15 protein-coding genes and 1 pseudogene are annotated in these 16,281 nt (G+C 42.8%); all 16 read left to right on the top strand.

Features of this window, described 5'->3' with window-relative positions:
• Positions 1–15 precede the first annotated feature (15 nt).
• Positions 16–480 (top strand): potassium-transporting ATPase subunit C, encoded by a 465-nt coding sequence (locus FGL80_RS07120; RefSeq protein WP_055307838.1) that lies wholly within the window; start codon positions 16–18, stop codon positions 478–480.
• Between the two features lie 12 nt (positions 481–492).
• A pseudogene (locus tag FGL80_RS07115) lies at positions 493–1,097 on the top strand (histidine kinase); the annotation flags it as partial.
• A gap of 96 nt (positions 1,098–1,193) precedes the next feature.
• A complete protein-coding gene (locus FGL80_RS07110) occupies positions 1,194–3,074 on the top strand; it encodes a DUF4118 domain-containing protein (protein WP_425280890.1) in 1,881 nt (626 codons plus the stop codon).
• The gene (locus FGL80_RS07105) at positions 3,071–3,787 is read left to right on the top strand and encodes a response regulator transcription factor (protein WP_055307841.1); all 717 of its coding nucleotides are present in this window, start codon (positions 3,071–3,073) and stop codon (positions 3,785–3,787) included. Before FGL80_RS07110 ends, FGL80_RS07105 begins: the two co-directional genes overlap by 4 nt.
• Before the next feature lie 123 nt (positions 3,788–3,910).
• Positions 3,911–4,891, top strand: a complete 981-nt coding sequence (locus FGL80_RS07100) for an ABC transporter ATP-binding protein (protein ID WP_147001903.1) — start codon at positions 3,911–3,913, stop codon at positions 4,889–4,891.
• 5 nt (positions 4,892–4,896) lie between these two features.
• Positions 4,897–5,724 carry an ABC transporter permease gene (locus tag FGL80_RS07095; protein ID WP_010006440.1) on the top strand — a complete coding sequence of 276 codons (828 nt, stop codon included), beginning with the start codon at positions 4,897–4,899 and terminating at the stop codon, positions 5,722–5,724.
• Positions 5,725–5,746: 22 nt separating this feature from the next.
• A complete protein-coding gene (locus FGL80_RS07090; protein ID WP_055307843.1) occupies positions 5,747–6,877 on the top strand; it encodes a glycosyltransferase family 2 protein in 1,131 nt (376 codons plus the stop codon).
• A 79-nt stretch (positions 6,878–6,956) separates the two neighbouring features.
• Complete coding sequence (locus tag FGL80_RS07085) at positions 6,957–8,117, top strand: polysaccharide pyruvyl transferase family protein (protein WP_055307844.1); 1,161 nt, start codon at positions 6,957–6,959, stop codon at positions 8,115–8,117.
• 237 nt (positions 8,118–8,354) lie between these two features.
• Complete coding sequence (gene rfbA, locus FGL80_RS07080; protein ID WP_147001901.1) at positions 8,355–9,239, top strand: glucose-1-phosphate thymidylyltransferase RfbA; 885 nt, start codon at positions 8,355–8,357, stop codon at positions 9,237–9,239.
• Between the two features lie 10 nt (positions 9,240–9,249).
• Positions 9,250–9,843 (top strand): dTDP-4-dehydrorhamnose 3,5-epimerase family protein, encoded by a 594-nt coding sequence (locus tag FGL80_RS07075; protein WP_010000430.1) that lies wholly within the window; start codon positions 9,250–9,252, stop codon positions 9,841–9,843.
• Positions 9,844–9,855: 12 nt separating this feature from the next.
• Positions 9,856–10,893, top strand: a complete 1,038-nt coding sequence (gene rfbB, locus FGL80_RS07070) for a dTDP-glucose 4,6-dehydratase (protein ID WP_055307846.1) — start codon at positions 9,856–9,858, stop codon at positions 10,891–10,893.
• Positions 10,894–10,905: 12 nt separating this feature from the next.
• Positions 10,906–11,754: a dTDP-4-dehydrorhamnose reductase gene (gene rfbD / locus FGL80_RS07065; RefSeq protein ID WP_055307847.1), complete on the top strand. Its 849-nt coding sequence runs from the start codon at positions 10,906–10,908 to the stop codon at positions 11,752–11,754.
• Between the two features lie 49 nt (positions 11,755–11,803).
• Positions 11,804–12,214 carry a GtrA family protein gene (locus FGL80_RS07060; protein ID WP_141308991.1) on the top strand — a complete coding sequence of 137 codons (411 nt, stop codon included), beginning with the start codon at positions 11,804–11,806 and terminating at the stop codon, positions 12,212–12,214.
• Positions 12,214–13,035, top strand: coding sequence for a glycosyltransferase family 2 protein (locus tag FGL80_RS07055; RefSeq protein ID WP_055307848.1), 822 nt, complete (start codon positions 12,214–12,216; stop codon positions 13,033–13,035). Before FGL80_RS07060 ends, FGL80_RS07055 begins: the two co-directional genes overlap by 1 nt.
• Positions 13,036–13,989: a glycosyltransferase family 2 protein gene (locus tag FGL80_RS07050; protein WP_055307849.1), complete on the top strand. Its 954-nt coding sequence runs from the start codon at positions 13,036–13,038 to the stop codon at positions 13,987–13,989.
• A gap of 13 nt (positions 13,990–14,002) precedes the next feature.
• Positions 14,003–16,231, top strand: coding sequence for a hypothetical protein (locus FGL80_RS07045; RefSeq protein ID WP_244297920.1), 2,229 nt, complete (start codon positions 14,003–14,005; stop codon positions 16,229–16,231).
• Positions 16,232–16,281 lie beyond the last annotated feature (50 nt).

The raw sequence follows: 16,281 nt of genomic DNA, 5'->3' as shown, positions 1-16,281 counted from the left end.
ACTGGGGTGAGTACCATGTTGGTACAAATTTTGTTTCCAATCCAAGCGCAAGGGCGTTTGATCATGAAAAGCAATCAGCTTGTGGGTTCAGCACTTATTGGCCAAGCCACGACCAATCCGACATTATTCATCGGACGTCCGACCGTTGTGTCCAATCTTAGCGCCGTCAGCGCGGCCGAAAAACAGGCCGTCGCCAAACGTGTCACTTGGTGGCATCAACTTGATCCGTATAACCAGCAAGCGGTGCCAGTTGATTTGGTGACTGGCTCAGCTGGCGGCACGGATCCTTATATTAGTCTGGCCGGGGCCAATTACCAACGGCAACGCGTTGCCCATGCCAACCATTTATCGTTAGCGACCGTCAATCAGTTGATTACAGCCCAAACAACGAGCGTTTTTGCCAATTGGTTTGGGGAACCGGCAGTGAACGTTGTCACTTTGAACATTGCGCTCCAGCAGCTGGTCGCGCAAACCAAGTAAATTGAGGAAATTATGGTTAAAAGCTCTGAGGCATGGCTACAAGACATTGTGGCGCAACGACGCGGTCGTTTAAAAATATTTCTTGGCTATGCTGCAGGCGTTGGGAAAACCTACCGAATGCTGGAGGAGGCCCATACGCGGTTGACTGCCGGGGATGATGTGGTCATTGGGCACGTTGAATCGCATGGTCGCGTGGCCACTGCTGATCTCATGGCAGGGTTTGAGCAAATCCCTGAACACCCCAATGTTAGCCAACCGACGCTTGTTGGGGAACTCAATGTGCCTGCAGTTATCAAGCGGCAACCAGATGTCGTTTTAGTAGATGAATTGGCACATACTAATGCCGCGTCTTGGAACAAGAAACGTTATCAAGATATTGAAGAAATTTTGACATCGGGTATCAGTGTCTATACAACTATCAATGTCCAGCACATCGAAAGTCTCCATGACCTGGTGGCACAAATCACAGGTGTTGATGTGCAAGAAACAGTGCCAGATGCTTGGTTGAAACAGGCGATGACATTGAATTAATTGATATTGATCCAAAAGTCCTCTTAAATCGCTTGGCTGCAGGCGTGATTTATCCAGCAACAAGAATCGCCCGGGCACAAGACCATTTTTTTCAGTTACAAAAATTAACCCAGTTGCGTGAAATTGCCCTACAACAAAGCACGCGACAATTGAGCGAACAGAACGCGCAACAAGGGCAACAAATGCGACACTTTTTGGTGGCGATTAGTAAATCCCTGAGTTCGGACAATGCCATTCGCTGGGCTTATCGGCAAGCCAGTGCGTTTGATGCCCCTTGGACAGTTGTCCATGTCCAGCAGTCAGGTAAAAGTCTGGCACCGGCAGTGCAACGCCACATGAGTTTGGCAAAAAAATTGGGGGCCAAAACTGTTATTTTACAAGGTGACCACGTGGTGGCAACGTTGATTGCCTATATCAGAGAAACGCAAGTCGCTAATTTAATTATCGGCAAACACGTAACGCGCGCGTGGTATCAATTTGGTCGTTCAGATATCGAAGACCAAATACTCGCGGCAGTCCCAGCACTAGATATTCAAATTATTCCTAACCGTGATCAGGTGTCCCCTGTCCAGCAGCTCTTGACCAGGCCGACAAGACTCAGATTGTCTGTAAAACGACGAGAAGTATGTTTTGCGGTCGGCATGATAGTGACGGTGACCTTGATTAATGGTTTGATGACTTATGTCACCAGTGATAATGCGCTTAAAATCATGCTTTACTTTGTCGGCATTATCTTTGTATCACGCTTTACCCAGGGATATATTCTCGGGTTAGCCACAACGGTGGTGAGCGTATTGCTCTTTGACTTATTGTTTGTGCAGCCATTTTATTCGTTACAGTTCTACCAAAACGGGTACGGCATTATCTTTTTGGCGATGTTTGTCACGGCAACGTTAATTAGTAGTTTAACGTCCAAAGTGACGGCGCAAATGGCGGCTTCTGTTACTGCGGCGACACAAAGCCAAGTCTTATCTGACCTGAGTTTACAGCTGTTGACTGACGGCAAACCAGCGACATTAAGCGCACTGACGCAACAGGCCATTTTGAATTATTTCAAAAGACCAGTCGCGATTTATTTCCAACGGCAACAATTTGTTGGCCAAATACCGACACCAGATGCGAATAGTCATGAAGTCATGCAATGGGTCTGGCATCATGGCTTGCCAGCTGGTGCAGGGACCGATACGTTAGCTGGGAAGAAAGCGTTTTATCTGCCTATTGGTTATCAAGGGCACACACTTGCTATTTTGGTTGGCCAAGGTGAAGATTTTATGCTGGCTGACCGGCTCATACTCGACCGTTTTTTGACGCCGTTATCAGCAGCATTAAAAACGTTCTATTTACGCCAAGAAGCGGAAAGACATGCTTTAGAAAAACTCGATGCCCACTTAAAGAGTGATTTATTGCAATCCGTCGCCCATGATTTACGCACGCCGTTGACGGGTATTTTAGCTAGCACGGCATTGTTACGCCAAGATCAAACACTCACACCGGCTAATCAGCACTTATTGACCAATATTAATCATGAGACCAACTGGCTTATTCAAATGATTGAAAATATTTTAACTGTCACGCGACTCCAACAGGGGACGATTATGTTTAAAACGACCCCGGAACTAGTGGAAGAGTTAATTTTTTCAGCGATTGAGAAATTCAATTGGTTGCATAGTCAAGTACACATTGATGTGCAATTACCGGATGAAGTCATTTGGATCCAAGCAGAACGTCATATTTTCCAGCAAATGCTGATTAATCTTTTTGATAATGCGGTCAAGTATGGCGGACCTAACGTGCAGATTCAAATCTTTGTCACAGTAGCGCATGGTCAAGTTACCGTCACGATTCAAAACGCTGGGCAGCCCTTTACAGCGGCACAATTGACCAAAATTAACCAACAAACACGCCCAAATATCCAACTAGGCGACCAAAAGCGCGGCCTGGGGATTGGTTTATTTTTATGCCAGACCATCGCGAAATTACATCACAGCCGTTTAGTGGCACAAAATTGGCAGGGAGGCGCTGAGATGCAACTAGTCATCCCAGTCAATAGCACAATAGCATGATTAAAAAACAAATCTTGGTGGTTGAAGACGATCAAACAATTCAACGGGTAGTTAAACAAACGTTGGTGACGGCGGGGTTTGAAGTTACCCAAGCTTTTGACGCGCACACGACGCAAACCCAGCTGTTGGCCACGTTGCCAGATTTACTGATATTGGATTTGGGGCTACCAGATGAAGATGGGGTGGCCTTACTCAAAAAAATTCGGCTAGCCAGCCATGTGCCAGTGCTTGTCCTGACTGCACGTGATCAAACCCAAGATAAGCTAACGTTATTTGAGCTTGGCGTGGATGACTATGTAACTAAACCATTTGAACCCCTTGAACTCGTAGCGCGTGTCCGCGCTATTTTATCACGTACCTACGCCACAACGGGCGTCGGGAAAGGACAGTTGCAATGTGGTGAACTTACGGTTGATCTTGACGCGCAAACGGTGATGCGATCAACTGAGGTGCTGCATTTGTCACAAAAGGAATATGCGTTATTAAGTCTATTCATTCAACATCCCCAAAAAGTCTTAACCTATGCGGTCTTACTGCGTAATATTTGGGGAACCCATCTACTGCAGGGACAAAATGATACCTTACGGGTAACTGTAGCCCACTTAAGACGGAAAATAGGGACCAATGCGGGGCAACAATACATTGGGACCGATGTTGGGGTGGGTTATCGCTGGCTATCACCAGTGACAATGCGTGCATTATTTGAACAGTAGGTCGTCAGCTACTGTTTTTTCTGCTATTTTTACGGGCAAAGTTTGAGTTTCGTAGGCATTTTAGGTAATATGGTATAAGTAATTAAGCAATTATAATGTCAAAAGTAAAAAGTGGGTAGCTACATGTTAGACGAATCAAAGCCATACATGGTCCGTGCAGAAGGCTTAACAAAAAATTTCCAACTTTATGCCAATCAAACCGAGAAGTTGAAGTCAACGTTTATGGGGAATCGTGCTGAAGCTAATTTTTGGGCGTTACGCGGTTTGTCATTTGAAATACAAGCTGGGGATGTGGTCGGCATTGTCGGGACGAATGGCTCGGGAAAATCAACGTTGCTCAATATTTTGAGTGGCGTGATTCCGCAAACATCAGGCTTACTAGATTTAAATGGGACGATTGGTGTTGTTGCCATCAACGAAGGGTTGAATTGGGAACTGACAGGACGTGAAAATATTCGACTTAAACAACTGATGATGGGAAAGTCAAATGAAGAAATCACGCGAGCAATGCCTGAAATTATTGATTTTTCAGAACTGGGTGAATTCATTGATCAACCAGTGAAGGATTATTCAAACGGTATGCGTGCGAAATTAGGCTTTTCAATCGTGACGCACAATGATCCGGATATCTTAATTGTCGATGAAGCCTTGTCCGTTGGTGATCAAAACTTCTCGAATAAGGCATTAGGTAAGATTCGCGAGTTTATTGCCCAAGGGAAAACCATTTTTTTCGTATCGCATGATTTAAAACAAGTGCGTGAGTTTACCAACAAGGTAATGTGGATCCAATATGGTGAAATGCGTGATTTCGGCGAGACGGAAACCATTGCTGATGAATATGAAGCCTTTACACGTGAACTGGACAGAATGACAGAACAAGATCGTGAACGGTATGTACGTAAGCAAAAGCGAAATCAGCAATTGTTTACGATTGATCAACTGCGTGACCGCCTGACTGAAGAAGGCATGACGGAACCAGAAATTAAACGTATCACAAAGTTACGAAGTTTCGAAGGATTCAGCCGGCTTAGTTTATATAGCACGTTAATTGTGTTATTAGGCTTGATGGGCGCGGTCGTTTACTTTTCAATGATGGGTAGGTAAGCAGGATGTTTGTAATAATTGAATCAATTTTTCAATTGATTGCTGAGCAAATCAGTCATCTGGGGATGACGATTAAATTAGCAATCTATGATACGAAGGCCAATAACGCCCACAAATATTTGGGTTCACTTTGGGAAGTCCTTGATCCGCTATTTCAAGTGATGACGTATGCCGTCATTTTTGGTGGCGGCTTTCGAACGACCGCACCAGTGGCGGGGATGCCATATTTTGTCTGGATGTCGGTCGGTTTTTCGGCCTGGTATCTAGTTAACCAAGGTTTTTCTGATACGATTCGATCAATCCAAACTCAGATTTTCATGGTGCGAAACGTGAAGTTTCCGGCTTCGGTATTGCCAACGATTCGCATTATCCAAGTTTTTCCAGCCGTGTTATCGATTTCAGCTGTGGCTGGCATAAGCATGTTCTTGACTGGGAATTTCCATCCTAATTTGTACTGGCTGCAATTTATCTACTATTTTATTGCCGCGATGATTATGCTGTTTTTCTTAGGCATCTTCAGTGCAACAATTAATATTTTGATTCCTGACTATGATCTGGCGATTCGACAGGTATTACGGTTACTATTTTTTGTTTCCGGCGTCTTGTTTCCACCAGCACCAGGAAACTTCTTTAATAATGTGATTTACTGGATTTCACGCGTCAATCCGTTCTACTATATCGTTAATGGTTGGCGGGAAACTTTTTTGACAAATCAATGGTTCTGGGATTCACCTTATCTGATGGCGATGTTTTGGCTAGAAATTGCCTTATTCGCTGTTATTGGTACGCATCTCTATCTCAAGTTTAAAGATCAATTCATTGATTTTATTTAATTCAATTTTTAAGAGGAATATTATGACCAATAAAAACGTAACGGCTGCCATTGTAACCTACAATCGTGTGGATTTGCTTAAAGAATCTTTGTCAGCGGTTTTAAATCAAACGGACTATTTAAACCATGTGATTGTCGTCAACAACAAGTCAACGGATGAGACTGCTGAATATTTGGCAACGGTGACTGATCCAAGAGTGATCGTCTATAATTCTGAAGAAAATTTGGGCGGTGCTGGTGGTTTTAATAAGGCTGTGCGCTTATTTGCTGAAGAAACGCAAGATGATTATGTTTGGTTAATGGATGATGATACCATTGCTGAACCCGATGCACTGAAATACTTGGTTGATTTCATCACAGAAAATGACCATGTCGGCTTTGTAAATTCAGTGGTGCGCTGGGGAAGTCGTGATGGCCATCCATCTTGGATGAATGTGCCTGCACCACGTGCATTTACTTGGCAATACCACATGAACCAAGATAATCCAGGGATTGAAGTTGTGAATTCAACTTTTGTTTCGGTCCTATTTTCTCGCAAAACGGTAGCCATGGTTGGTTTACCCCAAAAAGAGTATTTCATTTGGGGTGACGATATGGAATATACGAACCGGATTGCTGACGTTAATCGTGGTTATACCGTTTTGAAGTCAATTGTGGTGCATAAATCAAAAGAAAACACGATGCCTGGTGACATTGTGCGCGAACAAGACGACTCACGACTTTGGCGTTATAATTATGAGTATCGTAACCGCGTGTTAACAGCCCGCCGCGTATCAAAACATGAATTGTTACGCACGGTTGTCAATGCGCTACGTCATGATTTGCGTATGGTGTTGTTTGGTGGCCGTGTCAAATACCGTTGGCAAAAGGCTAAAATGATTGTGAGTGGCACAGTTCGTGGCATCCAGTTTAATCCAGATATTGAATATGTTGCGGGTCTACGTGATTACGATGTGCGTTCAATCAATAAACTATTGCGTGCGCGTTATTTGTCTGACCCACAAGCCATTGTGACACTTGATCAAGATATTGATTTTATTGAAAACTACACTTACGAAGACTTTTTGAATAAAACACCAGAAGCCGATAAGTATATTGCGCAAATCAAAGCAGCGCAAGAAGCAGCTAAAAATACAGATACTGACAAGCAATAAAATTGGGGTCAAGACACGAAACATTTGTTAGTGTATGAAATGCTTGGGTACACCTTGAGATAATGATATGGAGACCAATATGGCTAAAAGGTATTTGATTTCAACCGCTGGCTATCCAAACTTTGGTGATGAACAGATTGTTCGCACTTGGTTAAAATTTTATCGAGAAAATTTCCCCGACGACCAATTAATTTTAGATGTGCCTTTCCCAGCGCGGGCAAGTTTTCTTTTTCAGGACGAATTGGCGCATGTGCAGTTCGTAGACACGATTTGGAATTCAGTCTACTTAGCTCATGATCAACAATTAACCCTGGAAAACGAACCAGAAGTGTCAACTATTTTACACGGTGGGGATCCGAGAAACAACGTCCCTATTGCAGCACTATTCGATAGTGATGTGATTCATCTTTTAGGTGGTGGCTACTTTTCTACCGCATACCAGGAATTTTCTTATACGTATCTGTTTTTTATGCTACTGGCGTTGGTTAAGCGTGATCGACCAGATACCCAGCTCTATGCTACCGGTTTAGGTTTGACGCCTATTACTGACGATATTGCGGCAAATTTAGCGCACTATACCGATGTATTTTCCTATATTGGTGTGCGAGACCGAGCAAGTACGATTGTGGCCAATACAACTTTTGAAAGTGATGATGTCGTGATGGCATCAAAGCTTGAGGCCATTAAACAAGATGATCGGCCAGATAATCCAGATATTTTATTGATGATTCAGCCCTTTAAGCAGGATACGCAACAGGAAAAATTCATCCAATTATTGGTCGCTTATTTGCGACAACCCAGTCATCGTGATAAAAAAATTGGGATTGTTGAAGCGATGATTCCGGGTGATAACTGGCTATTTTATAGTGAAGCCTTACAAGATTATCCAGATATCCAACAGCGTTTGACATTCTATGGTTTCTGGGATATTTGGCAACACGGCATACCGGTGAAAGCGAATCAAGAGTGGGTCACCACAAGATTCCACTTTCATTTGATTGGTGCCTTGCTCGGTTATCGTGGTACGGCAATTAACCCTGGTGATGATTATTATGATGTGAAACACCAATCGCTCGTGGACTTAGGGACTTCTTGGCAATATATTGATTTATCAGCGGCAACCAATATCGCGATTAGGCCAACGCTTCGTCAAGTTGCTAAATTGAAATTAGCATTTGCGACACAGAAAAAAATAAAACGCATGAAGCGATTATTCATTGATGAAGGGCGTAACGTTTAAAATAGCCAGAGTGTTATCAGGTCACGTCATGTTTTATACAAATTTAAACAAGGCATCTGCCTTGTTTTTTTCATGGTAAATAACGGACTTTTCTTGGCCTATCGTATTACACAAATCATGACGCTATTCGCGGTAGAATAGGACTTATGGTATAATGGGAAAGCATGTGATAGTGATACTATTCCGATACTTGAATCTTTGAGATACATAAAATGTCCTATACAAGGAGACCTAAACATGAAAGGCATTATTCTCGCCGGCGGTTCCGGCACACGACTATATCCCATTACCAAAGCGACCAGTAAGCAATTGGTGCCGATTTATGACAAGCCAATGATCTATTATCCCTTGTCAGTCCTGATGTTGGCCGGTATTAAAGAAATTTTGTTGATCTCAACGCCAGAATATGTTGGCCAATTTGAATCATTGTTTGGTGATGGCCATGACTTAGGATTGAACATTGAATATGCCATTCAAGAAGAACCACGTGGGTTGGCGGACGCCTTTATTGTTGGGGCTGATTTTATTGGTGATGACACGGTGGCGTTGGTATTAGGCGATAACATTTTCTACGGCGCTGGCTTATCGGAAAAACTACAAGCTGCCGCACAAAAAACTACTGGGGCTACCGTCTTTGGTTCCCAAGTTCATGATCCCGAACGTTTTGGCGTGGTGGAATTTGACGATGATGGCAAGGCCTTATCCATTGTGGAAAAGCCAGAACACCCAAAGTCAAACTATGCCGTAACTGGTTTGTACTTCTACGACAATGATGTGGTGGAAATTGCTGCCAATGTGAAGCCATCAGCGCGAGGGGAAATTGAAATTTCTGACATTAACCAAGCCTACTTGGACCGTGGTGATTTGGATGTTCAAGTCATGGGCCGTGGTTATGCTTGGTTAGATACAGGAACGCATGAATCTTTGCTTGAAGCATCATCCTTTATTGCCACGATTCAAAAGCAACAAAACCTTAAAGTGGCATCACTGGAAGAAATTGCTTACCGAATGGGTTACATTGGTCTTGATCAACTCGAAGCCTTAGCGCAACCACTCAAGAAAAACGATTACGGTCAATACTTGTTGCGTTTGGTAGCTGATGAACAAGCCCGCTTAAAGTAAAGGAGACAACATGACAGCTGAATTTTTTGAAAAGCCGTTAGCAGCCCGCCAAGTGGCAGAAATTCCCGGCATGCTTGAATTTGACATTCCGGTTCACGGCGATAACCGTGGTTGGTTTAAAGAAAACTTCCAAAAAGAAAAGATGGTGCCCCTAGGCTTTCCAGCATCTTTTTTTGCCGAAGGCAAGTTACAAAACAATGTGTCTTTCTCTCGTCAAGGGGTTTTGCGTGGTTTGCACGCGGAACCTTGGGATAAGTATATCTCAGTGGCGGATAACGGCAAGGTCTTAGGCGCTTGGGTTGATTTGCGGGCCGGTGAGTCTTTTGGCCACGTCTACCAAACGGTTATTGATGCTAGCAAGGGCATCTTTGTGCCACGTGGGGTGGCCAATGGTTTCCAAGTTTTGAGTGAAACCGTGTCTTATTCATATTTGGTCAACGATTACTGGGCCTTAGAATTAAAGCCAAAGTATGCCTTTGTCAACTATGCCGACCCAACCCTAGGTATTGAATGGGCCGATGTTGCTCACGCTGAGGTGAGTGAAGCGGATAAAAACCACCCGTTACTCAAAGACGTAGTGGCTTTGCAACCTGAACAATTATAATTGGAGAGAAACATGACTGACTATAAAAATATTTTGGTAACTGGTGGCGCTGGCTTTATCGGGGCGAACTTCGTGCGTTACATTGTTGAAGAACATCCAGACGTATTTGTGACCGTTTTGGATAAGTTGACGTATGCCGGCAATAAAGAAAACTTGGCTGGTTTGCCAGAAAATCGTGTGAAGTTGGTCGTTGGTGACATTGCCGATGCCGAATTGGTCGATCAATTAGTTGCTGAAACAGACGCTGTGATTCATTATGCTGCCGAATCACACAACGATAACTCACTAAAGGATCCATCACCCTTTGTGCAAACCAACATTATCGGGACTTACACGTTGATTGAAGCAGCGCGTAAGTACAACAAGCGCTTCCACCATGTCTCAACTGATGAAGTTTATGGTGATTTGCCATTGCGTGAAGACTTACCAGGTCATGGCGAAGGCGCTGGTGAAAAGTTTACACCAGAATCACAATACCGTCCCTCAAGTCCTTATTCATCAACAAAGGCGGGGTCTGATTTGTTAGTACGTGCTTGGGTGCGCTCATTTGGCTTGCAAGCTACGATTTCTAACACATCAAACAACTATGGGCCTTACCAACACATTGAAAAGTTTATCCCACGTCAAGTAACCAACATTTTGAGTGGGATTAAGCCAAAGTTGTACGGTAACGGCAAAAACGTCCGTGACTGGATTCACACTTACGACCATGCGACAGCAATCTGGGCCATTTTGACGAAGGGTAAGATTGGCGAAACTTACTTGGTTGGTGCCGACGGTGAAAAGGATAACATTACCGTTTTGCGTGCCATCTTGAAGGATATGGGCAAAGCCGAAGACGACTTTGACTTTGTGCAAGACCGTTCAGGGCATGACTTACGTTATGCCATTGATGCTACGAAGATGCGTGAAGAATTGGGTTGGACACCAAAGTATACCGACTTTGAAACCGGTCTGGCGGATACCATTCAGTGGTATGCCGATAACCAAGACTGGTGGCAAGGTGAAAAGGCCGAAGTTGAAGCCAAGTACGCTGAAAATAACCAATAAGAGAGTGTTCGGATGAAATTTTTAATTACCGGTGCCAATGGGCAACTGGGGCAAGAACTACAAAAACTATTAACGGAACGGGCATTGGATTTTGTCGCGTTGTCGTCACAAGAACTCGATATTACTGATCGTGCGGCCGTCTTTGCCACGTTTGAAACAGTTCAGCCAGATGTGGTCTTCCATGCGGCTGCTTATACCAAAGTTGACTTGGCCGAAGATGAGGGACGTGACACCAATTGGCAAGTCAATGCTAATGGGACGAAAAACGTCGCCGATGCAGCGAAGCTAGTGCAAGCCAAACTGGTCGCTGTGTCAACCGATTATGTGTTTGATGGTAAAAGCCTAACGGATTATCGTGAAACTGATCCGGTAAATCCGCAAAATGCTTATGGTCGAGCTAAATTAGCAGGTGAACTAGGCGTGATTGAAAGTGGCGCCGAGGCCTATATCGTGCGAACGAGTTGGGTGTTTGGTGAATTTGGTAATAATTTTGTCTACACGATGCAACGTCTTGCCCAAACGCATCCAAAATTGAGTGTGGTGAATGATCAATTAGGTCGGCCAACTTGGACGCGGACATTAGCCGAGTTCATGTTACATTTGATTACGGTGAATGCGGCATTTGGGACGTATCATTTATCAAATGATGATACCGCGACTTGGTTTGATTTTGCGCGGGAAATTCTCAAGACAACAGCTGTCGAGGTGGCACCAGTGACGAGTGCAGAATTCCCCCAAAAGGCCTATCGCCCAAAGCATTCGGTGATGAGTTTGGACAAAGCAAAAGCGACCGGCTTTGATATTTTGAATTGGCGTGCAGCGTTAGCACAATTTTTAGCCAGTCTACAAGATAAGGACTAAATTTGAGTGGGACAGAGGCGTCCGTCACGAGAGGATTTTTTAGATTAATATGATAGATTACATTAAAAAATTGATTTCCGATGAAAAATTCAGATTCCTTTTGGTTGGCGGATTCAATACATTTTTTGGTTTTTTTATTTTTACTGGTTTTACGCTAACATTAAAAGCAGTACCACATGGCTACATGGTCGCGTTGGTTATTTCCCAAATTGTGTCTAATTTTGTGGCATTTTATTTACATCGGAAAGTCACATTTCGTGTTCAGGGGCAAGTTGTCAAAGACTTTATTCGGTTTACGATGATTAACCTCGTGAGCTATGTGATTAACTTGGTTGTATTGCCATTATTGGTTAATTTCGGACATATGAACCCAATTGCTGCACAGTTTTTAATTTTAATTGTGACGACGATGATTAGTTTTGTTGGGCATAAGTTTTTTTCATTTAGGAGATCAAAATAATGTTAGATATTTCGGTGGTTATACCCGCATATAAAGCGAGACCCTTTATTGAAGAAACCGTGCAATCAGTACTAGAGCAAGTTGGGGTTACTTTTGATGTGTCAGTTGCAGTTCAGGGACCGGAAGATGGGACACGCGCGTTATTAGAAAAAATAGCTGCGACGGATCAACGTCTAAAAATTTATACTGCACCACAGGGGGCAGCCAAAGAAAATTGGCAATTTGTATCAAGCAAAGCAACGGGAAAATACATTAAACTTATTCCACAAGATGATGTGCTATTGCCAGGTACTTTAAAGCGGCAATTTGATTTGTTAGAGGCTAATGCAAATACCGTCTTAACGGCTAGTCTGCGCGAAGTGATTGATGATCAAAATCATGTCATTAAAAAATCGTGGGGACTTTTGGGCTTGAAGCGACCAATGCGTGGGGCAGCGGTTATTCGTCATGTGGTTGGCTTAGGCATTAATGCGATTGGTGAACCAGGTGGTGTCTTGATGCGCCGTGACGCTTTTGAGCAAGCAGGTGGTTGGGACTTTACGCATCCGTATGTGGTTGATTTATCAACTTACTTGCATGTTTTGACATTGGGTGATTTTGTGCCCGATGTGACAGTGGGCGTAAAATTCCGTGTCAGTTCAGGACAATGGACGGCAGAGTTACAGGATGTTCAGAGTCAACATGTCATCGGTATGAATGAAGCGATGCACCAAGCGTTTCCTGATATTGTAACAAAATCAGTCCTGTGGCGTGGTAATGCAATGGCAAAAGTCATGCAGAATTTACGCTTCATGGTTTATAAAGTGAGAGGTATGAAATAAATGGCATCAAAAAAATTAGCAATTGTTTTGCCAGCTTACAATGAAGAAGAGGTCATTGAAAAGACCACAGCGCGATTGCATGATTTGTTGACAGAAATGATACAAGCAAATCTCGTTGCGCCAAGTAGTTTTATCATGTATGTTGATGATGGCTCAAAGGATAAGACTTGGGCACTCATCAATGAACTACATGAAAAATATGGCAATGTTCAGGGATTGCGTTTTAGCACGAATTTTGGGCATCAAAATGCGTTGATTGCTGGGATGACGTATTTAACAGATACAGACGTTGATTATGTTGTGACAATTGACGCTGATCTTCAAGATGATCCACAAGCTATTGTTGAAATGGTTGAATTGGCTAACTCAGGGAAAGACATTGTTTATGGTGTGCGTAATGATCGAACAACCGATACGTTCTTCAAGCGCTTTACGGCACAAAGCTTTTACAAAGTGATGTCAGCGCTAGGAGCTAATTCAATTCCCAACCATGCGGATTTTCGTTTGGTCAATCAAAAGGTATTGCGTGCCTTTTCAGAATATCAAGAACGCGAAATGTTCTTGCGTGGCATTTTCCCACTCATTGGTTTCAACGAAGCCAAAGTCTATTATGCTCGTGCCGAACGTGAAGCTGGGGAAACGAAGTATCCTTTGCGTAAAATGATTAAGTTTGCGGCAACAGGGATTACCTCATTTTCAATTTCACCAATCACATTTGTACGGAACGTTGGTTTAGGTATTTTTGGGATTAGTATCCTTAGTTTAGTTTATATCTTTATCGGTTGGGCATTTGGTAAAACATCAGCAGGTTGGCCAACTTTGATGGTATCAATTTGGATGCTTGGTGGGTTGCAGTTAGTGGCAATCGGAATTATTGGTGAATATATTGGCAAGATTTTCCTTGAAGTTAAGCACCGCCCACGTTATATCATTGCCGAAGAGTTGAATGATTAAGGATTTACATAATATGACGATCAAGCAAAGACTACGCAACAGTTGGCAAAGTACCTTCGGTGCAATTGTCCTCATTGTTGCGATTGTGTCCATTTTTAGCTTAATTCCATTGTTCTTTTTTCATCGCTTCTATTTTTTAGATGATACGCAACGTGGGGCAATTGGACAATGGTATGAAGTTGGCAAATTAGTGATGCAGGGCCAGTTACCGATTTTCAACGTGGCTGCCCAAGGGTCAGGGAATTATTTAGCTGAGGGTCAATGGGGAACATTTAGCCCACTCGTTTGGTTAATCTCCGTTGTTGTTTATTATTCTTCTAATTTTTTGATATTTGCGACGATATTTAAAATTGTTCTGTTAAACATCTTAGGTGTTGGTTCTTTCCTGTTGGCGCGTTCAATGGCTGTTCAAAAGCCATACGCAATTATTTATGGAATTGTGACGCCGTTTGTCGGCTTTACTATTTTTGCGGGCGCCTCATCTTGGGTGACTGACTTAATGGTCTCAGCCTTTTTCCCTTGGTTTTGGTGGGTTTTACGGCGATTTTTGAATAAAAACACAGGCCCAGTATTGGCTTTTGTGGTTGGTTATTCAATTATTACCGTTGGTTATGTTTTTGGGACGATTATGTTAATTGCCGTCATGTTGGGGGCTTTTATCGCCGCCATCGTGATGAAAAATTGGACGCAATTACGTCGGATTCTCCTTTTAGGTATTAGTTTAGCTGCGACAACAATTGCTGTATACCTACCAGGAATTGCCATTTCTGGTGTGACGATGCGCAATACGGAAGGCATTTTCAACGACAATTTCTTATCGCCAAGTTTATCAGATTTGCTTTTCTCGTTTTCACCAGTCGGTTATTCAGAAATGAACTCTTGGTGGACTGTTAGCGGTGTGACCTATATGCCGTTTATGTACGTTAGTTGGTTATTAGCATTGTTGGTGTTTGTGAACTTTAAACAAACCAAAAGCTTCATTCAAAATCATAAAGTGGTGTTAATCCAATGGTTAACACCAACATTATTGACTTTTATGTTGCTATTTGGACCAGCAAATGTGGGACCATTACGTTTTCCAGTCCGCATGATGGCTTATTTTGGTCAACTGGTGTTATTGCTGGTCATTTTGTTCGTGGCTAAATTAGGGTTGAAATTCACTAAGGGACGTGTTCAGCTTTTTGTTGGCTTGATGTTTCTTGGTACGTACCTAGAAATTGCCAATACACCGGCACGTACACAATCCATCTTGGCTATTAATATTATTATCAGTATTTTTGTGGCAGCGATTGCGTACTTAGGTAGTGGGCACCACAAAATACAGTTGAAACACATCAAAATCCAATTTAAACGACCAATGCTTACTGTTATCGTATTGGCCATTATCACGACTGGATTTTCGCTAGTTGTACAGCAACGTACGATTGGGCGGCATCATGATGAGATTCAGCAGCAACATATTACCTATATTTACCCAGATTATCAAATGCCGGCAACGAAAGCTAATATTTTAAAGATGGCTGAAAAGTTTAAAGGGAATACCGTTATTTTGGGATTTAATAATCACGTCGTGATGGGAAATGATTGGTATATTACGAATAATGATTCCATGAATGTCTATACGCCTGTCGGCTTTAAGAAGTTTAGTGATGATTTCAGAGGTGGTGATCCAACACGTATTTCACCTGATCATTACGCAAAGCTATTTAAAAAAGACAAGCAAACGCAGTTACCGTTGGCAGATCTTTTGAGTGTCGACACCGTAGCGGTTGGTAACGAAGGCGATCGTAAAGTTTATCGCAATCTTATCAAGCATAAAAATGTACCGGCTGGTTGGCAGGTAACGTCTCATGATCAATATTATGTTGTGATTCAGCGAGAAAAGATCAACAATAATGTCGGTGGTGTTGTCTGGAGCAATATCCCACAAGTGACGGAAATTAAAAATTCAAATTATGAAGTCACAATTAAAGTACCAGCACATCGTGATGAAGCCAAAGTCGTCTTTTCAAGAACGGCATGGCCCGGCTATCATGTGATAGGTGGACAGGCAAAGTTAGCTAAACCACTACGTGGCTATTTGACACAAATTAAAATACCAGCGTCACAAGACGAACAAACGATTACTTTACAGTTTGAGCCACCGCTCTTTAAAGCATCCGTTAGCTTAATTGGCTTTGCGGTCATGCTAATTGTATTTTGGTCTATTGGTCGAGGCGTTATGCTATTGAAAAGAAAATAGTCAAAACCATTCACATTTGTGAGTGGTTTTTATTTTTCTTGTTACAATTG

The organism is Leuconostoc lactis (assembly GCF_007954625.1).
GTDB classification, from domain to species: domain Bacteria; phylum Bacillota; class Bacilli; order Lactobacillales; family Lactobacillaceae; genus Leuconostoc; species Leuconostoc lactis_A.
The sequence above is the reverse complement of the archived record's forward strand: the minus strand, read 5'-3'. Positions and strand labels throughout refer to the sequence as shown.